Here is a 22565-nt window from a genome sequence, read left to right as displayed (position 1 = left end):
CGTTCCGCCGCGTCACGCGCTGACCGTGCCGCCGGTGCCGCCGTCGCCGGTCTGGCTTTCGAGCATGTCGAGCATCTGCTGGTAGTAGTCGAACATGCTCATGCCGTTGACCGCGAGCCAGATCACCATGATCGTGTAGAACACGTTGATGAACACGGCCGCGAAGCCCAGCCAGAACCCCTTCATGTGGAAGAGCCGGGTACGCCGCATCGAGGCTGCGCCCATGATGGCCGGCAGCACGGGCAGCGGGAACAGCAGCGCACACACCAGCGAGAAGATCGACAGCATGTCCCAGCGCCCGTACAGCGGGTTCTGGTTCGGATCCTCGACGTCGATGCCGTTGATGTAGCGCGGCGTGTGCGGCGGCACCGGCTGCTGCCGGTATGCGTTGCCGTACGGCTGTCCCTGCCCGCCGTTCTGCTGTGCCGGCTCGTACGGGGTGCCGATCTGTGCGGGGCCGCCGAACGGCATGTATTTGCCGGTGGGTTCGCCCTGATACTGGTTGGGCGCAGGTGTGGCCTGCTGCTGCCCGTTTGCGGACTGCTGCTGGGCCGCCGGCTGCTCCTGCGGCTTGCCGTAGACGTAGGGGTCGTATCCGGCCGGATACTGGTTTGCCATCGCACCGTATTCCGGCTGCTGGTACTGCCCGTACTGCGGCTGCTCGTCCGGCTGGTCGCCGTTGTTGGTCTGGGAATCGGTCATGGTCTGGGAGGTCCTTACTGTTGGTTGAAAAATGGGGCTTCCCGTCTTGCGGGCAGCCCCATCCCTCATCGAAGATCACGCACGCAGCTGCGCGCCGAGTTCGCCGGCCTTGTCGACGATCGCCTTGCGGATCGCCTCGCTGTCGTCGGCGGTCAGCGTCCTGTCGGGGGCGCGGAACACGACGGCGAACGCGAGCGACTTCAGGCCCTCGCCGATCTGGTCGCCGGTGAACACGTCGAACAGTTCGATCGATTCGAGCGCGTCGCCTGCGGCCTCGCGGATCACGGCCTCCAGCTGGGCGGCGCTCACCGCGGTCGGCACGGTGAAGGCCAGATCCTGCTTGACGGGCGGGAACGTGGAGATCGGCTTGGCCTGCACGGGCTTGCCGTCGAGCGTGGCGAACAGCGCGTCGAGATCGAGCTCGAACGCGGCGGAGTGTGCCGGGAAGCCGAGCGCCTCGTTGACGTGCGGGTGCAGTTCGCCGACCATGCCGACGAACGTGTCACCGGCCATCACGCGTGCGGCGCGGCCGGGATGCCACTGGGCGGGCACGTCGGCGGCGGCCGGCTGGTCGAAGGTCAGGTCGGCGCCCAGACGGTCGGCGATGCGGCGCACCGCCTCGACGGCGTCGCTCCAGTCGACGGCGCGCTTGCCGCCGAGCCAGCCGGCGTTCTCGGCCAGGCCGGTCAGGATGCCGGCGACGTGCATCGGCTGCTTGGGCAGTCCGGCATCAAGTGCGGCGAGCTGCTCGTCGGTCGGCTTGATGCCGCCGGGCAGGGCCGGAATGGCGGGCGCGTTCGGATCCCACAGGTAGACGTGGCCGATCTCGTACAGGGCGATGTTCTCGAGGCCGCGGCGCAGGTTGAGCTGCACGGTGCCGGCGAGGGTCGGCAGGATGTCGCGGCGCAGGTACGGGCGGTTGCCGGCCAGGGGGTTGGCGACCTCGACGCTCACGGGCTTGATGGTCTCGGGATCGTACGAGAACTCCTTGTATTCCTCGTCGCCGATGAACGGGTAGCTCAGCGCTTCGACCATGCCGTATTCGGCGAGTTCGTTGGCGACCTCACGGCGATGGCGCTGCTCGGAGGTGAGTCCGACCGTGCCTTCGACCGGTGCCGGCGGCACGGTGACCGGGATCTCGTCGTAGCCGACGAGGCGGGCCACTTCCTCGACCAGATCGCACGGCTCGTTGAGATCCGGACGCCAGCTCGGCGCGGTCACGGAGAACTCGCCGTTGCCGCCGCCGGCCACACGGCAGCCGATGTCGGTGAGGATGTCGCTGATGCGGTTCACGTCGAGGTTCAGGCCGGCCACGCGGGCGACCTCGCTCGCCTTGAAGTGGATCGGTCGGCGGAACACGACGTTGTTGACGTCGGCCGGATGTTCGCTCGGCTCGCCGTCGCCGTAGCGCGACAGCAGTTCGGCGGCCATCTGGGCGGCGGCCGGCTGCAGCTGCGAGTCGACGCCGCGCTCGAATCGGCGGGACGCCTCGGACGGGATCTTGTGGCGGCGCGCGGAACGGGCGATCGTGACCTGGTCGAAGTGCGCGGCTTCGAGCAGGATGTTCTTGGTGTCCGCGGTGACTTCGCCGTACAGGCCGCCCATCACGCCGGCCAGGCCGAGGATGCGCGAGCCGCGTTCGCCGTTCGGCGAATCGGTGATGAGCAGGTCTTCCGTGCTCAGCTCATGGTTCTTGCCGTCGAGCGTGGTGAGCTGCTCGCCTTCGCGGGCGCGGCGTACGACGATCGGGCCTTCGATCTTGTCGAGGTCGTAGGCGTGCATCGGCTGGCCGAGGTCGAGCATCACGTAGTTGGTGACGTCCACGGCAAGCGAGATCGAACGCATGCCGGCGCGCACGAGGCGGCGACGCATCCAGTTGGGCGTGTGGGCGGACGGGTCGAAGCCGCGCACGGCGCGCGCGTAGTAGCGGTCGCATCCGGGCACGCCGTGGATCGGGTTGTCGTCCTCGATCTGCACTTCGATGTCGGGGGTGACATTCGGGTCGCCGGTGACGGCCGGTGCCTTCTCGTTCAGTTCGATCGCCGGATCGACGTAGGTCGCGCCGGTCGAGTGATGGTATTCGCGGGCGACGCCACGGTAGGAGAACGCGTAGCCGCGGTCCGGCGTGATGTTGATCTCGAGCAGCGGCTGGTCGAGGTGCAGCAGGTGCATCGCGTCGTCGCCGGGCTTCAGGGACTCGTATTCGGCCGGGGTGAAGCCGTAGTTGCGCAGCAGGATGATGCCGTCGTGGTTGTCGCCCAGACCCAGCTCACGTTCGGATGCGCACATGCCGTTGGAGATGTGGCCGTAGGTCTTGCGCGGCTCGATCTTGAAGTCGCCGGGCAGCACGGCTCCCGGCAGGGTCACGACGACCTTCTCGCCGGCGGCCATGTTCGGCGCGCCGCAGATGATGCCGCGCGGCACCTTGTTGCCGTTCTCGTCGGTCTCGTTGTACTCGGGTCCGACGTCGACGTGGCACCAGTTGATGACCTTGCCGTTCTTCTGCGGTTCCGGGGTCGCATCGACCACGTAGCCGACGACGATCGGGCCGGTGACCTGCGAGGAGTGGATCTCCTCCTCTTCAAGGCCGACCTTGACGAGATCCTTGGCGAGCTGCTCGTAGGTCAGGTCCGCGGGAACCTCGACGTGGTCCTTGAGCCAATCGATATCAATCATGGGCATGGGCTATCTCACTCCCCCATCACAAACTGTTCGCTGAATCGCACGTCGCCTTCGACGAGGTCGTGCATGTCGTTGATGTCGTGGCGCAGCAGCAGCGTGCGTTCCACGCCGACGCCGAACGCGAAGCCGGTGTACACGTCCGGGTCGATGCCGGCGGACTTGAGCACGTTCGGGTTGACCATGCCGCAGCCGCCCCATTCGAGCCAGCCCGGGCCGCCCTTCTTGTCGGGGAACCACAGGTCGAGCTCGGCGCTCGGCTCGGTGAACGGGAAGTAGCTCGGGCGCAGGCGGGTCTTGGCCTCGGGGCCGAACATGGCGACGGCAAGCTTGTCGAGCACGCCCTTGAGATCAGCCATCGTCAGGTGCTTGTCGACGGCGAGCGCCTCACACTGGTGGAAGACCGGCGTGTGGGTGGCGTCGAGCTCGTCGGTGCGGAACACGCGGCCCGGGGACGCGATGTACAGCGGCACGCCGCGGGTGATGAGGGCGCGCACCTGGTCGGACGAGGTCTGCGTGCGCACGACCATGTTGCTGCCGACGAAGCCGGCGGCGTCCTTGGCCTGGTTGCCCTTGACGTAGAACGTGTCCTGCATCTGGCGGGCCGGATGGTCGGGGCCGAAGTTCAGGGCGTCGAAGTTGTACCATTCGGTCTCCACTTCGGGGCCGGCGGAGATCTGCCAGCCCATCGAGGTGAAGAAGTCCTCGATGTCCTCGATCACGCGGGAGATCGGGTGGCGCGCGCCGAGCGGCTTGCGCTCGACCGGCAGCGTCATGTCCACGGTCTCGGCGGCCAGGGCCTTGGCTTCCTCGTCGGCCTTGACCTGCGATTCCTTGGCGCCGAACGCGCGGCCGAAGTCGGCGCGCAGCTTGCTCATGAGCTTGCCGGCGTCCTTCTTCTGGTCGACCGGCAGCGAGCCGATGGCCTTGCTGGACTGGGTCAGCGCGCTGATGACCTCGCTTTTGATGGCTTTCAGTTCCTCCGAGCTGGAGGCGTTCTCGATTTTCGCTATGCCGTCGTTGACCGCGTCGGTCACCGCCTGGGCATCGAATTGCACTTCTGCCACGAGCACCCTTTCCTTGACTTGCATCATCGCATGTTCGAAAACATGCATTTTTCAAGCATTAAACCAACTTCACATTGTTCCTATACGACTCGACATAGGGGCCCGTGAGGGTTCACATCCGCTGTGTCGACGCCGCGTCACCGGGTCATGGCCAGGCTCATGAGCATCACCGCGGCCGAGGTGCCGAGGTTGAGCGATTCGGCCTTGCCGTACAGCGGGATGGAGACGATGCGGTCGCACTGGTCGAGCACGGCCTGCGGCAGACCGCGCGCCTCGTTGCCGAACAGGATCGCCTCGCCGGCCGGGTTCGCGCCGGCGGCCAGCGTGTCGCGGCGTTCGGCGAGCACGTCCGGCAGGGATTCGGGGCTGCGCCGTTCCGTGCCATATACGTCGGCTGCGATCACCGTCATGCCCTGCCCGCGCGACCACGCGAGGAATTCGTCCGTTCCCATCGTCACGACGGGCAGGTGGAACAGCGATCCGGCGGTGGAACGGATGACCTTCGGATTGAACGGATCCACGCATTCGTCGACGAGCACGACCGCGTCGCATCCGGCCGCATCGGCTGCTCGGATCACCGTGCCCGCGTTGCCGGGGTCGCGCACCTGCCAGAATGCGGCGGCGAACGGTTCGCCGTCGCCGTCGTGCCTGGTGTCGTCGTATCGCAGCGCTTCCCGCATGGCATGCAGGTCGCCCACGGCGGCGATGCCCTGCGCGTCGGAGCTGATCTTCGCCATGACCGCTCGCGTGGCCTTATGCACGTAGATGCCGGATTGCAATGCCTTGCCTGCGATCTTCGCGATCACCGGGTTGGCGAACGGCGAATCCGGCTGGTCGCCGGTCACTTCGACATAAAGGTCGCGCACCACGTCCGGATGCCACGTCACGGCCTCGCGCACGGACTGCGGTCCCTCGATGAGGAACCGGCCTGCGCGTTCGCGGCTGCGGCGGTTCGTCAGATCGGCGGTACGGCGGATTCGTTCGGCCTTGACGTTGGCCAGTACTTCTGCGGAAATCGGCATACCCGTTACCCTACCCCATCCCCGCTATGTGCGGCCAAGACCGGACGCCGCCTGCCGGGCGAGACCGGCGTGCCTTCCGGCTTGCCCGCCGATCAGTACGCGCCGGCGATCGCCTGGTCGAGGTCGGCGATCAGGTCGCGCGGATCCTCCAGACCGATCGACAGGCGGATCAGGTTGTCGGTCACGCCCGCGGCGCGGCGGTAGTCGTCCGGCACCTCGCGGTGCGTGATGTTCGCCGGATCGACGATGAGCGAGCGCGCGTCGCCGATGTTGGGCACGTACGAGAACAATGCAGTGCCGTCGAGGATGCGGCGCACGTTGCTCGCGTCGCCGTCCACGAGGAACGAGAGGATCTGGCCGACGCCGTGTGGCAGGTATTTGGCCGCGAGCGCGTACTGCGGCGTGTCGCCGAGGCCGGAGTAGTTGACCTTGACGACGTGCGGCGTGCGGGTCAGGTGGCGGGCGATCTCGGTGGCGGTGGCGACCTGTCGGCTGACGCGTTCGGGCATGGTCTCGAGGCCCACGAGCGTGAGGTACGCGTTGAACGGGCTCTGCACCGCGCCGAACGTGCGCAGGTATTTGATGCGAATGCGGCGGATGAACGCTTCGGAGCCGAACTTGTCGGCGAAGCTGCGCGGCGTGCCGTCGCCGTCGGCGATGACCTGCTGGAGACGGGTGAACTGCGGGAACCGGCCGTTCGCCCAGTCGAAGCGGCCGGCGTCGATGATGGCGCCGCCGATCGCGTTGCCGTGGCCGGTGATGCCCTTGGTGGTCGAATGCACGACGATGTCGGCGCCGAATTCGATCGGGCGCAGCAGATACGGGGTCGGTACGGTGTTGTCGACGATCAGCGCGACGCCGTGGCGGTGCGCGACTTTAGCGAGGGCTTCGATGTCGGCGATCTCGGTGCCCGGATTGGCGACCGTTTCGGTGTAGATTGCGCGTGTGTCGTTCCCGATGAGCGATTCGACCTCGGCCATGTCGTTGATGTCGCGTACGAAGTCGGCGTGGATGCCGAACTGCGGCAGGAAGTCGTCGAGCGCGTCGACCGACGCGCCGTACAGGTTCTTGGATGCGATGATGCGGCCGCCGCCCTCGCCCGCGCACATCAGCGCGTACGAGACGGCCGCCATGCCCGAGGAGACGGCCACGGCGCCGATGCCGCCCTCGAGCGCGGCGAGGCGGCGTTCAAGCACGTCCACGGTCGGGTTGGCCACGCGGGAGTATTCGAATCCGTCGATGTCGCCGGCGGCCAGCGCGCGGCCTCGGTCGGCGTGTTCCAGATCGAACGCGGCCGACGCATAGATCGGCACGCTTGCGGCGCGCGCGTTGTCCGCCCGGTCGTATCCCGCATGGATGGCCGCAGTGCTCAGATCCGTCATGATTGGTGCTCTCCCCCGATGGTGTGGACTGATGATGGCAACCGCCATATTATGCGTCATCGCGTCCGTCATCGCCGCATCCGTCTTGAATCGCGTCACATACCGCAGCCGCGCGCCTATTCGGCGTCGCCGTCGGCCGGTAGTGTGCCATGGCCACGCCGGTCGTGGATCCGTGCCGATCGATGGCACAATGGTGTCTGACAACGTCGCCTTGAAGCAAAGGAGCATTTCCATGACCACCGTCGCCATCGTCGGCTGCACGCATGCCGGCACGTTCGCCGCCACATCGATTCTCCAGCAGCATCCCGATTGGACCGTGCACGTGTTCGAGCGCAACGATTCGCTGTCGTTCCTCTCGTGCGGCATCGCGCTGTGGGTGGGCGACCACGTATCCGATCCGAAGAAGATGTTCTATTCGTCGCCCGAGGCGCTGGCCGAGGCGGGCGCGACGATGCACATGCGCCATGACGTGCTTGACGTGGACGTGACCGGCAAGACGCTGCATGCGAAGGATCTGGGAACCGGCGAGGTCGCCGAGTACGCGTTCGACAAGCTGGTGGTCACCACCGGTTCGGCGCCGGTCATTCCGCCGATCGACGGCCTGGACGCGGCGATGGAGGCCGGCACGGTGATGCTGTGCAAGAACTGGAACCATGCGCTGGCGATCAAGGAGCGCGCGAAGAGCGCGAAGTCCGCGGTGGTGATCGGCGCGGGCTATATCGGCGCGGAACTGGCCGAGCAGTTCAGCGAGATCGGCGTGAAGACCACGCTGGTCGACGCCCTGCCGCGCGTGCTGGCGAACAATTTCGACGCCGCGATCAGCGACGAGGTCGAGCATGCGTTCGAGAGCCACGGCGTGACGCTCGCGCTCGGACAGAAGGTCGTCGCGTTTCATCCGGCCGCCGGTTCGGACGGCGTGGACGGTTCCGGCGTGACCGTCGTGACCGAGCAGGGCGAGTACACGGCCGACGTGGCGATCCTCGGCGCCGGTTTCCGCCCGAACACCGAGCTGTTCCGCGATCAGCTGCGCATGCTGGGCAACGGCGCGATCGTGATCGACGACTACATGCATGCCTCGCTGCCGGACAACACGGTGCTCGAGGACGTGTTCGCGGCCGGCGACAGCGCGACCGTGCGCTACAATCCGACCGGCGCGGACGACTACATCCCGCTCGCCACGAACGCGGTGCGGCAGGGCCTGCTCATCGGAGAGAACATCGTGTCGGCCGTGAAACGCTACCCGGGCACGCAGGCGACGAGCGCGGTCCAGCTGTACGATCTGGCGATGAGCGCGACGGGGCTCACGCTGGGAGGTGCCGAGAAGCGCGGCATCGCGGCCAGATCCACGACGATCACGCAGGACTACCGCCCGGACTTCATGCTCACGACCACGCCGGTGACGGCGACGATCGTGTGGAGTCCGGTCACGCGGCGCATCCTCGGCGCGCAGTTCCTGTCGAGGCACGACATCTCGCAGGCCGCGAACGTCGTGTCCGTGGCGATCCAGGCCGGGTTTACGATCGATCAGCTGGCCGGCGCGGACCTGTTCTTCCAGCCGAACTTCAGCCAGCCGATCAACTTCGTCGGCGCGGTGGCGATCCAGGCGGTCGCCGAAAGCTGAACCAAGTCAGGCCATGAGGCGTTCGGCGAGCGCGCGGAACTCGCGTCCGATGCCGTCGGCCCGCAGCGCGCCCTCAGGGGTGAGCACGGCGGGCCGGCCGGCCTCCCCCGTTTCGCGCAGTTCGGGTTCGAGCGGCAGCTGCGCCATGAGCGGCACGTCGTAGCCGAGGGCGTCGGTCAGCTGTTCGGAGACGCGCAGGCCGCCGCCTTCGCCGAAGATGCGCAGTTTCTCGCCCTTGTGCTCGTACCAGCTCATGTTCTCGACCACGCCGCGCACCTTCATCGGCACCTGCAGCGCGACCAGGCCGGAGCGCACGGCCACGTCGGACGCGCTCGGCTGCGGGGTGGTGACGACCACGAGTTCGGCGTTCGGCAGCGCCTGCGCCACGGAGATCGCCATATCGCCGGTGCCGGGCGCGAGATCGAGCAGCAGCACGTCGGGTTCGCCCCACCACACGTCGGCGAGGAACTGTTCGAGCGAGCGCTGCAGGCGCGGACCGCGCCACAGGATCGCCCGGTCGGCGCCCGCGAACATGCCGATCGAGATGAGTTTGACGCCCCACGCGGTCACCGGCATGAGCATGCCGTTGAGGTTCGTGGGCTGCGTGTGCACGCCGAACAGTTTCGGCAGCGAGAAGCCGTAGATGTCCGCATCGATGGCGGCCGTGTCGTAGCCGAGCGCGGCGAACGTGGCGGCGAGGTTCGCGGTGACGGACGACTTGCCGACGCCGCCCTTGCCGGAGGCGATCGCGAAGATGCGGGTCTTGATGCCGGGCTTGTTGAACGGGTTCTGCTTGCGTTCGGCCTTGAGATCGGCGACGAGGTCGGCGAGCTTGTCGTGACTCATCGAGGTGACCTCGATATGCGGGGTGAGTCGGGCATCCGGATAGGAGGCGACCGCGCCGTTGATCTGGTTGGTGATCGTCTCCGAGAGCGGGCAGCCGGGCACGGTCAGTTCGACCTGGATGGTCACGTCGTAGGCCGGCTGACTGTCGGCGGTCGCGTCGGATGCGGCATCGCCGTCCGCCGGCACCGCGTTGATCGCCGCGATCATGCCCAGATCGGTGACCGAGCGTCCGAGTTCGGGGTCGATGACCCTGCTGAGCCGCTCGTAGATGGCCGCTTCGATGTGCCGGGTGTCTGCTGTCATATGTCGTCCTCCTTATTGCCTCACCTAGACTAGCGTGAGATCGCACGGCATGCCAGAGGCAGTCATCCCGGGAACCGGGGCCGGGCAAAAACGTTGCAGGAGCCGGGAAGCGTAATGCAACATGCCGCGGATGGTCTCATCAGACATACCCGCCAGCCACGCCATGATATCCGGTCTAATGCTCTATCTGGTTTCTCTCACTTCTTGGCTGTATGGTATCGAGTCGCACGGCCCGTTCCAATCTTCCTAACCAGCCCAGCGTCAATCATCTCCCGCAGCAGTTTGCCTGCACTGGATTGTGCAAGACCGGTCACCTGTTGGATTTCGCTGCGGGAGGCACCTTCCTGCCTTGATACGAGTGATAGGACGGTTCGTCGCCGTTCATCAATCGTTTCGCCCGATCGTAGATATTGATCATCCGCGACTGTCCTCAGACTGCCGCGATCTGCCGGATATGGACGCGCACTGGGATTATGGGATGGCAGCACCAGTCTGAACGCGTTATCGCTGATCTGAAATTCCGGCTGAACGGGTTCCGAGCGATAGTCATCGATGATTTTCGGCACCCCCGTGCCATACGCCTCGACCCATCCCAGACGGTACAGGATCGATGCGAGTCTCGGGTTGCGCTGCAACGAGGTGCCCAGCATCATATCATCCTTGGTCATGCCCGCGGGCAAACCACCGAAGTTCACGAATTCCACGCGATCATCGAACACACTGACCAATCCGGGACCCGCCAGCGAGTAATCACGGTGCACCACAAGGTTCAGTAATGCCTCACGCAACACGGACGGCGAATAGTCACGATGATCCACACGCCGCAGCGCCCCGTCGAACGTCGAACGGGTCGAGTTGAAACGGCCTATGTATTCGGCCACTCCTTGGAACTGACCAAACAACGAACCCGTGAACTCCTCACGACTGTTGAACGTCGACTTGTCCGTGCCCTCGAACACCGCAGCCTTGATGGAAGCCGCGCATTGATCGGACAACAGCCATGCCAGGTTAGTGTACGTTCCAGCGTCATTGATCAATCCCAACGTACGCTTGGACTGCTCAGTGAAAGCGATACCCGTCTGCGCGAACACCGATGATGCCCTATCGAACGTCAATGATTGCTCCACGCTTTCCATCTGCTCGAACGAGAGGCCGGCGGATTCCCTGATCATTGAGAGAATGGCCGTCTCACTGGCTTGAATCGAGCCGGCACCAAGGCGAATGTACACTCCGGCAGGCCGAGGGCCTTTGTCGCTGAGATAGTACGGACGATTCGTGCCCGGCCGGATGCCCACTGTCACCACATCCATCCCATCGCGTTGGACCGGATAGATCGACGTGAAACGGGCCAGATCGGGGTGTACTCCGTTACTGATCGACTGCATGATCCTGAGCATGCAATCATCGACGTCATTCACTCCCACGGCCTTGCCGTCATCATTCACACCGACGAGGATCGTTCCGCCTCCGGAATTCGCAAACGCGATCGCGGTTTTCTTCGCGCTGTCATTCCAATCGGTTTTGAACTCGAGATACTGGCCTTCGCGATCTTCCATCTGCTATCTTCCTGCTGTTTTCTGCTACTTTTCTGCCACTATAGCAGAAAAGTAGCAGAAAACAGCACGCATCTTTGCCGGCAGCAAGCACAGCACAAGCAACTGGAAAACCATGCAGTCGGTGTGTCTGCACCGCACCGTGGATCAGACCTCGCCCGTCTCCAGCAGAGTGGCGAACTGGGCCTCGTTCAGCATGGGGATGCCAAGCTCCTCGGCCTTGGCGGCCTTGGAACCGGCGTTCGCGCCGACAACCACGTAGTCGGTCTTCTTGCTCACCGAGCCGGCCGCCTTGCCGCCGCGCTCGATGATCGCCTCCTTGGCGGAGTCGCGCGAATAACCTTCCAACGAGCCGGTCACGACGACGGTCTTGCCGACCAGCGTCTGCGGCAGGTCGCTCACCTCGGCCGAGCCCACGCCCACGCCGGCACGCTTCCACGCGTCGAGCACGGCGCCGCGCCAATTGCCCGGCTCGCGCGCCTCGGCGAACCATGTCACCACGGATTCGGCGATCTCCGGCCCGATGCCGTCGATGGCGGACAAATCTTCCGCGCTCGCCTGCTCGATCGCATCCAGCGAACCGAACGCGGAGGCGATGAGACGCGCGGTGGGCGGGCCAAGCCGGCGGATGGACAGCGCGACGAGCACGCGCCACAGGTCGGCGTGACGCGCCTTGTCCATTTCGTCGAACATCTTGCGCGTGTTCTCACCGGGCCGGATGATGACCGGCACGCCGGTCGCCACTCCACGCACGGTTTTGTGGTCGACGCGCACGACGACCGCGTCGGCCGGCACGTCATAGTCGGGGTAGTGCTGCCGACCCGCATCGACCTCGATCTTCGCTTCGCCACGTTCGGCCAGCTGTTTGGCCGTGAGTTTCCTTGCCGCGGTGGGCGCGGTCCAGAACGCGGGCACCTGATGCCACAGGCCCGAGCCGCCGATCCGCTTGCGCACCTTCTTCTTGCGCCCGTTGGCGTCAACCGTCTCATGCACTTCGATGATCGCGGCCTCACGCCACACGCGCACGTCCTTGAGGTCGGCGGCGGTCAGATCGAACAACCCGGCCTCGCTGGAGAGCACCGGCGTCTGCACGGGCGGCAGTTGCAGCCCGGCGACCGGTTCGTACGGTTCAGGTTCCTCGCCCGGTTTGACGAGGATCTCGGTGATGTTCGGCGCGTAGGTCGCGACCGAATCCGGCCGGTTCTCCTCCGGATTGGTCAATGCGATGGCCGACTGGTCGCCCAGATGCTCGATGTCGAACGCCTTGCGCGAGGCGAGGTTGATGATGCGTTCGGTCAGCTGCGCGGGGCAGCTTTCCACGTTCGGGCAGCGGATGTCCTTATCGCCTTCCTTGGCGGGCGCGAGTTTCGCTCCGCACGACGGACAATACTCGGGCATGACGAACTCGCGCAGCGTGTCCTCGCGCCCCTTGCGGCGTTCCAGCACCGGACCGACAAGTTCGGGGATCACATCGCCGGCTTTGCGCACGACGACCGTGTCACCGATGAGCACGCCCTTGCGTTTGACCTCGGACGGGTTGTGCAGCGTGGTGCGCGCGACGGTCGAGCCGGCCACGTACACGGGTTTCAATACGGCGACCGGCGTGACGCGGCCGGTGCGGCCGACCTGCACGGTGATGTCGAGCAGTTCGGTGTTGACCTCCTCGGGCGGGTACTTGTACGCGATCGCCCAGCGTGGTGCGCGCGAGGTCGCGCCGAGCGCACGTTGGAGGCCAAGATCGTCGACCTTGACGACGATGCCGTCGAGCGCGTGCTCGATGTCGCCGCGATGCTCGCCGTAGTAGTCGATCATGTCGAGGATCTGCTGGAAGTTCGTGACGGTGCGGTTGTGCGGCGAGACCGGCACGCCCCACTTGGTGTACAGCTCATATGCCTCGGACTGGTCGTTGACCACGTCGTGCGAGCCGGCCGCGCGCCCCGCGCCCCAGCGCAGCGTACCGATGCCGTGCGCGTAGAAGCTGAGTCGCCGGGTCGCGGTGATGCGCGGATCCTTCTGACGCAGGGAGCCGGCGGCCGCGTTGCGCGGATTGGCGAACGGGGCGCGGCCGGCGTCCTCCTGTTCGTCGTTCAACGTGCGGAAGTCGTCCCAGCGCATGAACACTTCGCCGCGGATCTCCACGAATTCGGGGATGTCCTCGGCCGGGCCTCCGAGGTTCGCGGGGATGGAGCCGATGGTGCGCACGTTCAGGGTGATGTCCTCGCCGGTCACGCCGTCGCCGCGCGTGAGTCCCTGTTCGAGCACGCCGTTGCGGTAGATGAGGTTCAACGCGAGACCGTCGATTTTGACCTCGCAGCTCATCGGCAGCGGCTTGGATTCGGGCCAGTCGAGGTCGCGGATAACTGAATCGTACCAGTCGCGTAACTCCTCGATCGAGAACACGTCGTCGAGGCTCATCATGCGCGACGGATGACGCACGGATGCGAAGTCGTTGGAGAACGTGCCGCCGACGCGATGCGTGGGGCTCTGCGGCGAGTCAAGCGACGGGAATTCGGCTTCGAGCCGTTGCAGGCAGCGCAGGCGAGCATCGTAGGCGGCGTCGGATGAGACGGGCGCATCGTCGATATAGTAGGCGATCTGGTCGGATTCGACCCATGCGGCCACTCGCGCCCACAATCGTGCGGCGGCCTCGGACGACATCGCGGCGACATCGAGCCGGTCGAGTCGCATCGCGTCGTCGTCGGTCGGCTGCAACGCGGCGATCCATGGCTCGCTGCCGGGCGCGAACCGGTTCAGACCGGTATCCTCCACCACGGCCGGGGCAGCGGCGGTATCGCCGTTGCCGTCCGCGGGCGTGTCGAAATCCCATGCCAGTTGTTCGTCCGTCATGCACCCTCCATAATGATCGATCGCACACCAGTCTACCGGTGGAGTCTACCGGTGGCTGCGCTGAGCCCGTCAGCGCAGGACTCGCGGGCGTCCTGTTCGACGGAATCGCTCGGTGTGCCCCCTTAAAGATCGGCTAGACTGACATCACCGGCCAAAGGAGGCTCTTATGGATATCTTCACCATGCTGCTGTTCGTGCTGCTGGAGATCGTGCTGATCGCGATCGGCATCGTCTGCCTGTTCGCACCGAATACGATGTGGCGCATCGAACATGTCCTGAGCGTGCGCGGCGGAGAGCCGACCGACTTCTATATCACGATGACCAGGATCGGCGGCGTCGTGGCGTTGGCCGCCGCCGTCATCCTGCCGTTCCTGCCGATGATCCTTCACTGACGGCCTTGGCGGTGCGGCCGCCGAGCCAGCCGCACCGCCGTTCACGCGTTGAGCGAGCGCAGGAACTGGGCCTGGATCACGTCGATGCCGTCCGCGTCGTCGTCGGCCATGCGCGCCCACGCCACCGACAGGGTGCGGGCCGGCACGAACATGCCCTCGTCCACGCTCACACGCGCCGCGTCGCGGATGATGCCGCCGACCTCGGTGCGCGGCCAGACCGGCAGGTCGTGTGCGGCGAGCACGGATTTGGCCGCCTCGACGCTGTCGGGAACGGGCACGCATTGCGAGTCGGCGCGCGCCATGAGTTCGCGCAGTTCGCCTTCGAGCGCGCCGATCTGCCCGGGGCTGATGTGGTCGCTCATGATGTATGCGGCGGCCGCGGTCGCGAACTGGTCGTGCATCCACTCGCAGTAGGCGAACCGGTAGTAGGCGAATGCCGCATCGTCCCGGTCGAGCGCCACCCGCAGGGCGTTCAGGCAGGCGGCGCGCGCCGAATCCCAGTCTTCGAGCCGTGCGAGCTGCACGGCAAGTTTCAGGTGCGACAACGGGTATGACGGCGCGTACGAAACCATCGCGTTCAGATGCGGCAGGGCGGCCTTCGCGCCCTTGATCTGGGCGAGGATGTCGGCGACCTCCATGTGCGCGTAGAACAGGTCGTCGGGGATGAGCACGGTCTGCTCGCCCGGCGTGGCGAACAGCCGGTTGTAGACGACGCGTTCCGCATATGAGTTGAAATAGCGCGGCACGCCGGGATTGTTCGCGTACATGAGGTCGAGCCGTTCGATCTCGGCCTCCATCACGTCCATCGCCCGGTCCATCTGGCCGGAGAACAGCAGGTCGTGCGCCTTGTTGCGTTCACGGTCGATGCCGGCTCCCAGCTGGAAGGTGATGTCGGGCGTGTCACGTCCGTCGATGAGCGCGCTGGTGACCTGCGGGGCGAGCGAACTCAGCTCGGGGTCGCCGATGCGGTCGATGAGGCGCATCGCGCGCTGCGCCTTCTCGACGGACGGCATGGCGGCGTCGGCGGCCAGACGGTGGAATTCGGCGACGCCGCGCTGCAGCAGGTCGGCTCGCTGGATCGACAGTCCGGTTTCGTCCGCGGTGCCGAACACGCGGGCGACTTCGGGGCTGAACGCGGCATCGGACAGTTCCGGCTCCTCCTGCGATCCGGCTGGCGCGAACCGGCTGTCGCGCAGGTCGAACCCGGCTTCGGTAGGCGCGAGCGCACCATGCTCGTCGAAGCGCAGGTTCGCACCGAACGCGCGGTACGTGTCGACCGGGTGTTCCAGACCGTCCTCGTAGAGCCGGGCCAGCAGGTCGTCGCGGTCGAATTCGACGGTAACCATCGTGCGCACGGTCGGGCTGGTGCGCAGCGCGTTGAGTGGGTCGGATGATTCGTCGGATGCACTGCCGGACGTGTCGCCGCCGAGGTCGTTGAACGCGCCCATCGGATCGTCGGGATTGTAGTCGTCCGCGATCGCGGCAGAGTCGGTGTCGTCGGTGTTGGTCGACGGCATGGCGAAGGACACTTCGTCGAGGTCGATGCCGCGCATGAGATCCTCGAACTGGCTGTCGACGCTTGACTGGTCGTCGCGCCCGGTCTGGCCTGTCTGACCGGTCTGACCGGTCTGGTCGGTCCGATCCGCATCGGCCGGGGTCTGTTCGGCCATGCCGTCGCCGGACGCGATGCGGTCAGTGGCGCCGTCGGCCTGCGAGGTCGCGCCGGTCGCGGCCTGCGAGGCGGGATCGGGGGTCGCGTCGTCGTGCGAGTCCTCGACGGGGCGGGGCAGGCTGAGCGACGGGTCTCCATGGAAGTCGCCGTCCTTGGGGTCTGCCTTCGTGCCGCCCAGTCCGATGTCGCCGCGGCGCACGCGCTCGAACGTGCGCAGCATCTTGCCGACCATGCCGGAGATGGCGGAGTCCTGTTCGGCCACGGCCTCCTCGAGGCCGATCGAGTCGATGTGCAGCGAGACGCGGCGGATACGCTCGTCCGCTCCGAACAGCAGCGTCGCCATCATCAGGCCGACGCGCAGGTTGTAGTCGGCGCTCATCGCCGCGCGGTCATGTTCGTCGAGCGGTACCCACATGTGCCGTTGCGCGTCGTAGCGGCTGCTCGGCATCATCGACGGGCCGGAGGTCGTGAATCCGATCGCGGCCTGGCCGTCCGCAAGGTTCGAGCGGAATTCCACGTCGAAGCGGAACGGCAGTCGCAGGCGGCGCAGCAGCGTCGACACGGTCTGCCGGTACAGCCATTCGGAAGGTTCGCCGGTACGGGCGAGCGGGTCGGGATGCTGTTCGGCGAGGCGTTTGCTGACCGCGCGCGCTTCGTCGGCCAGCCGCAGCACCGCGTGGCGGTCGTCGCCCATGCCGGATGCCGGGTCGACGGCGTTCAGGTCGAGGTCTCCCACGCTGGCCTGAACGCTGGCCGCCGTTCCGGCAGGACCCGGCCCGCCGACGTTGCCGTTGCCGTTCGCGTCGAAGATGAACGCCGGGTCGGGTTGGAGCACGCCCAATGCCGGATTGTCGAGCAGCATGCGGTCGATCTGCGCGGCCTGCGCGCGCGTGACGGTATCCTCGATCGGCGTGAGCCCCTGCCGGGCGTTGCGTTCGAGCCATGCGCTCACGTTCGCGAACCGGTTGAGGTTGCCTTCGATGCGCAGCGTCTGCAGGATCGCGGGGAACTGCAGGTTGCCGTTCCAGGTCAGGAAGTAGCTGCCCGAATACGTGGACGTGTACAGGTGCAGTGGTTCCGCGCCGTGCACCGCGTCGAGCCCGGTGGCCGGGTCGAGCGCGCCGGCCTCGTGCATGAGGTCGGAGAAGTGATCCTCGAGTCCGGATGCGCGCATGCCGTGCGCGCGGGCGTCGAGCGTGTCGCGCAGGCAGCGGCGGATCGCGCCGATCGGCGCCTCGCGGTTGAGCCTGCGGAAGATGTTGCCCGAACCGAATCCGATGAGCAGACCGTTCATGGCCGGCAGGAAGTACGTGGCGAAGAATGCGATCGCGATCGCGTCGCGGTATTCGAGATCGTAGCGCATCGAGCCGGGCAGTTCGGCGCGCACCTGTTCGAGCGTGTACCGGTTGCCGGTCTTGAGCCAGGAGGCGAGCCAGTTCATACGGCCGGCGTCGTCGCGGCCGATGATGCCTCCCTGCACGCAGTCGAGCATGCGCGGGCCGGACTCGCCGTGCGAGCCGTGCGAGCCGTGTCCGGACTCCGCGCGCGCCGCCGCGTGATGGCCGAACCGCGGACCGTCCGGCAGTCGGATCGATCCTTCCTTGCCGAACTGGAACCGCGCCTGCATGTTGTACGTGTCCATCGCCGGATCCTCGCCGGCGAACACGCGTCCCTTGTCGTCCGCTATCGCGACCTGCGCGAAATGGTCCCGGTCGCTGAACGCGCCGAGCGCAAGCACGCTGCCCTGCCGGCCGGGCAGCTGCACCCAGCCGAACCGCAGCGAATCCTCCTCCTGCCAGACCAGCTCGTCGAACACGTGCCGTTTGACGAGCGGACCGAGTTCGACGGCATGGCCGGCCAGCACTTTGGGCATATCCTTGCCCGCGTCGGCCGTATGCGTCGCGGAGAACGGCGCGAGCGGCGTCCTGCCGCCGAATGCGGCGTCGCCGAGCGAGCGCACCAGCCTGCCGATCGCGGCCGGCACGCCGCGGCCATGACTGTGGTGTGGTGTGCGTTGGAACATGACCCACATTCTTCCAATCCAGCCCGACATGAAGCCTATAGAATAATGGAGTGCCTTCAACATTCCGCCGCCCCATCGTCCGTCCGCGCACGCTGCTCGTCACCATCGTGGCGATGCTGCTGATCGCGCTGCTCGAATGCTTCGCGTTCAACCTGCCGTTCTGGGCCACCCTGTCCGCCAGCACCGACACGTCGGCCGCCGCGAACACGCTCGGCCCCGGTCTCGAACGCACCGAGAACGGCCTGCTGCGCGTCACCGACCCGACCGGCGCATGGCTCGAGGTCAAGTCCGACGGCACGTCGCACTACGCGCGCGTCGATCTGGCCGACGAGACGATGCGGCTCATGAACAGCAAGACGCTCACCGACGATGCCAAACCGGCCGCCGTCTTCCACCTGCGGTTCGACGCGAACGGCACGGCCGGCCGCACGCAGGCGATGTCATTGTGGTCGCCGCGCTCCCTGTACCCGCGCACCGAGGCGAGCGGCACGATCCGCGTATGGGTGCAGGAGCCGAAGGGCACGCTCGTGCCGATCGACGCGGTGCGCGCGAACGTGCGCGTGCCGTTCCAGTGGAGCTGGACGCGCGTGGTCGTGCTCGCCGCCGCAGTGCTCCTGTTGCTGCTGTGGCGGCCAGGCTCGCGCCTGTGGCGCACGCCGCTCGACCCGTCCGACCGCAGACAGCGCATCGCGCTCGCCGTGGTATTGGCGGCGGTGGCCATACCGACGATGAGCGCGGTGGTGTGGATGGTGTCGGTGTTCGGGCCGATGGTGTTCCACAACGAGAACGGCTACACGTACGACTACGACCAGTACGCGCATGTGGCCGACGCGCTGCTGCACGGCCGGATCTGGCTTGATCTCAAAGTGCCGGCCGAGCTGGCAGTCGCCGACGCGCCGCACAGCATCGTCACACGCAGCCGTCTCATGGCCGACGGCGTGACGCCGATCTACTGGGACTACGCGTACTACGACGGCCACTGGTATTCGTATTTCGGCGTGGTGCCGGCGCTGCTGCTGTTCGTGCCGTACCAGATGGTCACCGCGTGGATGGCGGACGGCGATCCGCTGGGCGTCAACGGCCGGATGCTGCCGACCGGCGCGGCCGACCTGCTGCTCATGTATGGGTTCCTCGTGTTCGCATGCCTGATGGTCGTCCGTCTCGTGCACCGGATCGCACCGCGCGCCTCGGTGGCGAGCACGTCGATGGCGATGGCCCTGTTCCTGGTGTGTTCGAACGCCTGCTATCTGTGGTTCCGCACGAATTTCTACTCGGTGCCGATCGCCGCGTCGATGATGTTCACCTGTCTCGGTCTGTGGCTGTGGATGGGCGCGATCCGGCCGCAACGGCACACGGGCACGGGCCGAAGCCCGCGCGACGGTCGCACGCTGTGGCGGATCGGCGGCTCCGCTCCCCTGTCGCTGCCGCATCTGGCCGGCGGCGCACTGTGCATCGCGCTCAACTTCGGATGCCGGCCGCCGTTCTCGCTTGCCGCATTGCTGGCGATCCCGCTGTTCTGGCCGCAGATCCGCGCTCTGGCCGATGGTCTGCGTCGCCGCACGATCACGCTGCGCCACGCGCTGGCCGCGCCGCTTGCGGTCGTCGCACCGGCGATTATCGTTGTGCTCCCGCTTATGGCCTATAACAAGGCGCGGTTCGGCAGTCTGTTCGATTTCGGCAGCGCGTATCAGATGACGGTCACCGACATGACGAGCTTCCGTCTGCCGGCAGCCGATATCCCGTACATGATCGTCTACTATCTGTTCCTGCCGTTGCGGTTCACCGGCGTGTTCCCGTATCTGGCAATCCAGCCGACGCCGCTGCCCGAATGGGGGTTCACCGAGGCGATGGTCGGCGGCCTGTTCATCACCTGTCCGCTGGCATTGCTGGCGTTCGCGCTGCCGCGGATGCGTCGGCGCGTCGCCCGACCGTATTGGGCGACGCTGATGTGCGCGCTGGTGATCGGACTGCTGCTGGTCGTGGTCGATATCGTCGAGGGCGGCATGGGATGGCGGTACATGTGCGATTTCGGTTGGCTGATCGCGATCGCGGCGATGCCGGCGTTGCTGCGCGTGGTGGAGGGCCGGGCCGTGTTCGAACCGTGGCTGTACGACGATCTGGATGATTCGCCGTACAGCCGCACGCCGATCTGGCGGCATGGCATCCGTCTGCTGGTTATGCTCGTGCTCGCGGCGATGCTGGCCGTGACGGTGCTCTCATGCTTCGTGCCGGGGCGCGACGATTCGCTCGACCACAACAATCCGGGCTTCTTTTATGACATCCGCTCCTGGTTCACGCTCCTCGGCCTGAACTGACGTCACATATCCTGAGTAAGACGTGTCATTTCGACCGAGCGCAGCGAGCGGAGAAATCTTTTCCCGCAACCGTTCCGAAAGATTTCTCGACTCGGCTCCGCCTCGCTCGAAATGACACGCAGAGGCAGACAACCAAAAACCGACGCATCCAGCGAACCATCAGCAAACCACCGGCGGTTTCCCTGCGGTTCACCGGAAGTTTTCCAAGACTCGAGTCATACTAATGGACGATAGCGCATCATCCGATCATCTGTTACGAAACGAAGACCCGTCCCCATGAAGAACGTCATCCGGCTCAATCCGACCGTCAGAACCAATGTCATCCGCGGCGTCGCGGCCACCGTCGCCGTCATCGTCACCGTCGTGCTGTGTCTGCTCACGCAGGACAACGTGAGCGCCACGATCAAACAGAACCGCATCGAACGGCTCAACGCGCAGATCGCCAACGTATACACCGCCGACTACCAGCAGATGGCCGACGAAAACCTCGCCAAGGCGCGCGACAAGGAGACCCACGACGTCGACAACATCTTCGTCGCCGACAATCCGTACGGCACGAACACCACGTCGCTGTACGTCTACTTCAACTCGCGTTACGAGACCGCCGTCACGTACACCGTCTCCGCCGCCGGCTACCCCGACTTCACCGCCACCGCCAACCAGGGCGAGGACTACACCACTGAACACGAGTTCCTCGTGCTCGGCCTCATCCCCGACGTGGAGAACACGATCACGTTCACGCTCACCGATTCGGGCGGCGTGAGCACCGAATACACGATCACACATCAGGGCCCGTCGCTGCTCGGCACCGAGGCCGTGCGCCTCGAACAGACCGACGGCAGCCTCGAGCCGACCGCCGCGTTCACGTCGGCCGGCTCGTCGTCCACCGCCGCCGCATCCGCGATCACGCAACAGCTCGGCAACGGCCTGTACGCGATCCTCGGCAACGACAGCGACGAGCAGGACTTCATGTACTACTACGACGCGTACGGCGTGCTGCGCGGCGAAGTGCCGGTCAAGTACTACCGTTCGCACCGCCTGCTGTTCGACGACGACGGGCTCATGTGGTTCTCCGCGTCCACGCACACGATGGTCGGCATGAACCGGCTCGGCAAGCTCGAGAAGATCTACGATCTCGGCGGCGACTTCATCCTCCACCACGACTACGCGCTCGATTCGGACGGCAACATCGTGCTGCTCGCCACCGACTTGAGCCGCGACGACCACGCCGTGCAGGATCAGGTCGTCAAACTCGACACCGATACCGGCAAAACCACGCTGCTGCTCGACTTCGGCACCATGTTCGCCGACTACAAGTCCACCACCGACCACTCCGGCATCGACGAATCCGACCCGACCGCCACGAACCGTTGGGACTGGCTGCACTGCAACACCATCCAGTTGCTGCCCGACGGCTCCGCGCTGTTCTCCGCACGCGAGACGTCCACGATCATCAAGGTCAACGACCTTGAGGGCACGCCCACGCTCGCGTACATGATCGGCGAGCAGAGCGTGTGGGACGGCACCGAATACGCCGACCTGTTCCTCACCAAGGACGGCGACTTCGGCGACACCGGCGGTCAGCATTCCATCACGTACGTGGCCGACGACTCGCTGGCGGACGTCCAGTACTACCTGTACATGTTCGACAACAACTACGGCTACGCGATGACCCGCCCCGACTACGACTGGACCGTGATCGACGGCATCAGTACCGCCGGATCGTCCAAGGACAAGGACTCGCGCTCGCAGTACCGCCGCTATCTGGTGGATGAGAACGCGGGCACGTACGCCGAGGTCGCCTCGTTCGACGTACCGTACTCGCCGTATGTGAGCTCGGCGCAAGAGCTGGGCAACGGGAACATCCTGATCGACACGGGCATGCAGGGCCTGTTCGGCACGTACACGGCCGACGGCGAGCTGCTCGCACAGTACAGGATGGAGCTCAACACGGCGTACATCTACCGCGTGTACCAGTACAGCTTCAAGGGCTTCTACTTCGCGTAACGCGCGCCAGCGCCCCGCCACACCGCCCCCCCCCCCCTTCCCCATCTCCCCCCGCCCCCCCCCCCCCCCCCCCCCCCCCGCCCTCCCCCCCTTCCCGCCCCCGAGCGCGCCCCGGCGCGCGCCTGGTGCACCCCG

At 66.0% G+C, this 22565-nt stretch carries 13 protein-coding genes; 4 read left to right on the top strand and 9 right to left on the bottom strand.

All coding sequences use genetic code 11. The features are described 5' to 3' along the window. Positions 1–12 precede the first annotated feature (12 nt). The 5 genes from JS541_RS02260 to JS541_RS02240 form a co-directional block, all read right to left on the bottom strand. Positions 13–702, bottom strand: coding sequence for a hypothetical protein (locus JS541_RS02260; RefSeq protein ID WP_214372802.1), 690 nt, complete (start codon positions 700–702; stop codon positions 13–15). 75 nt (positions 703–777) lie between these two features. After that, positions 778–3384, bottom strand: coding sequence for a phenylalanine--tRNA ligase subunit beta (gene pheT, locus JS541_RS02255; RefSeq protein WP_214372800.1), 2607 nt, complete (start codon positions 3382–3384; stop codon positions 778–780). A gap of 8 nt (positions 3385–3392) precedes the next feature. After that, positions 3393–4472: a phenylalanine--tRNA ligase subunit alpha gene (gene pheS / locus JS541_RS02250; RefSeq protein ID WP_214373127.1), complete on the bottom strand. Its 1080-nt coding sequence runs from the start codon at positions 4470–4472 to the stop codon at positions 3393–3395. Between the two features lie 113 nt (positions 4473–4585). Then, positions 4586–5470: an RNA methyltransferase gene (locus tag JS541_RS02245; RefSeq protein WP_214372799.1), complete on the bottom strand. Its 885-nt coding sequence runs from the start codon at positions 5468–5470 to the stop codon at positions 4586–4588. 92 nt (positions 5471–5562) lie between these two features. Further along, positions 5563–6852, bottom strand: coding sequence for a PLP-dependent transferase (locus JS541_RS02240; protein WP_214372798.1), 1290 nt, complete (start codon positions 6850–6852; stop codon positions 5563–5565). A gap of 232 nt (positions 6853–7084) precedes the next feature. Between JS541_RS02240 and JS541_RS02235 the strand changes: the two genes are divergently transcribed. Further along, positions 7085–8473, top strand: coding sequence for an FAD-dependent oxidoreductase (locus JS541_RS02235; protein ID WP_214372797.1), 1389 nt, complete (start codon positions 7085–7087; stop codon positions 8471–8473). Between the two features lie 6 nt (positions 8474–8479). On the opposite strand, the gene JS541_RS02230 is transcribed toward JS541_RS02235, so the two are convergent. From JS541_RS02230 to ligA, 3 genes are all read right to left on the bottom strand, one after another. Then, positions 8480–9622 (bottom strand): P-loop NTPase, encoded by a 1143-nt coding sequence (locus JS541_RS02230; RefSeq protein ID WP_214372796.1) that lies wholly within the window; start codon positions 9620–9622, stop codon positions 8480–8482. Between the two features lie 197 nt (positions 9623–9819). Next, the gene (locus tag JS541_RS02225; protein WP_214372795.1) at positions 9820–11178 is read right to left on the bottom strand and encodes an RNA-binding domain-containing protein; all 1359 of its coding nucleotides are present in this window, start codon (positions 11176–11178) and stop codon (positions 9820–9822) included. A 144-nt stretch (positions 11179–11322) separates the two neighbouring features. Further along, a complete protein-coding gene (ligA, locus tag JS541_RS02220) occupies positions 11323–14022 on the bottom strand; it encodes an NAD-dependent DNA ligase LigA (protein WP_214372794.1) in 2700 nt (899 codons plus the stop codon). 166 nt (positions 14023–14188) lie between these two features. Between ligA and JS541_RS02215 the strand changes: the two genes are divergently transcribed. Continuing rightward, the gene (locus JS541_RS02215; RefSeq protein WP_214372792.1) at positions 14189–14413 is read left to right on the top strand and encodes a DUF6199 family natural product biosynthesis protein; all 225 of its coding nucleotides are present in this window, start codon (positions 14189–14191) and stop codon (positions 14411–14413) included. Between the two features lie 41 nt (positions 14414–14454). Here the strand turns inward: JS541_RS02215 and JS541_RS02210 are convergent, their stop codons facing one another. Next, positions 14455–17958 (bottom strand): tetratricopeptide repeat protein, encoded by a 3504-nt coding sequence (locus JS541_RS02210; RefSeq protein ID WP_236036769.1) that lies wholly within the window; start codon positions 17956–17958, stop codon positions 14455–14457. A 200-nt stretch (positions 17959–18158) separates the two neighbouring features. Between JS541_RS02210 and JS541_RS02205 the strand changes: the two genes are divergently transcribed. Together JS541_RS02205 and JS541_RS02200 are read left to right on the top strand one after the other, a co-directional pair. After that, on the top strand, positions 18159–20423 hold the full coding sequence (locus JS541_RS02205; protein WP_338023524.1) for a glycosyltransferase: 2265 nt from the start codon (positions 18159–18161) through the stop codon (positions 20421–20423). A gap of 276 nt (positions 20424–20699) precedes the next feature. Further along, entirely contained in the window at positions 20700–22430 is a 1731-nt protein-coding gene (locus JS541_RS02200; protein ID WP_214372788.1) for an aryl-sulfate sulfotransferase, read from the top strand. Positions 22431–22565 lie beyond the last annotated feature (135 nt).

This window comes from Bifidobacterium sp. SO1 (assembly GCF_018555335.1).
Classification (GTDB): Bacteria; Actinomycetota; Actinomycetes; order Actinomycetales; family Bifidobacteriaceae; genus Bifidobacterium; species Bifidobacterium simiiventris.
Note: the sequence above shows the minus strand (reverse complement) of the source record. Positions and strands in the feature narration are given on the sequence as shown.

Coding starts and splice junctions, on each gene's coding strand:
- JS541_RS02200 (WP_214372788.1), top strand. CDS start 20,700: ATGAAGAACGTCATCCGGCTCAATCCGACCGTCAGAACCAATGTCATC.
- JS541_RS02230 (WP_214372796.1), bottom strand. CDS start 9,622: ATGACAGCAGACACCCGGCACATCGAAGCGGCCATCTACGAGCGGCTC.
- JS541_RS02240 (WP_214372798.1), bottom strand. CDS start 6,852: ATGACGGATCTGAGCACTGCGGCCATCCATGCGGGATACGACCGGGCG.
- ligA (WP_214372794.1), bottom strand. CDS start 14,022: ATGACGGACGAACAACTGGCATGGGATTTCGACACGCCCGCGGACGGC.
- pheS (WP_214373127.1), bottom strand. CDS start 4,472: ATGCAAGTCAAGGAAAGGGTGCTCGTGGCAGAAGTGCAATTCGATGCC.
- JS541_RS02235 (WP_214372797.1), top strand. CDS start 7,085: ATGACCACCGTCGCCATCGTCGGCTGCACGCATGCCGGCACGTTCGCC.
- pheT (WP_214372800.1), bottom strand. CDS start 3,384: ATGCCCATGATTGATATCGATTGGCTCAAGGACCACGTCGAGGTTCCC.
- JS541_RS02215 (WP_214372792.1), top strand. CDS start 14,189: ATGGATATCTTCACCATGCTGCTGTTCGTGCTGCTGGAGATCGTGCTG.
- JS541_RS02225 (WP_214372795.1), bottom strand. CDS start 11,178: ATGGAAGATCGCGAAGGCCAGTATCTCGAGTTCAAAACCGATTGGAAT.
- JS541_RS02210 (WP_236036769.1), bottom strand. CDS start 17,958: ATGCCCAAAGTGCTGGCCGGCCATGCCGTCGAACTCGGTCCGCTCGTC.
- JS541_RS02245 (WP_214372799.1), bottom strand. CDS start 5,470: ATGCCGATTTCCGCAGAAGTACTGGCCAACGTCAAGGCCGAACGAATC.
- JS541_RS02260 (WP_214372802.1), bottom strand. CDS start 702: ATGACCGATTCCCAGACCAACAACGGCGACCAGCCGGACGAGCAGCCG.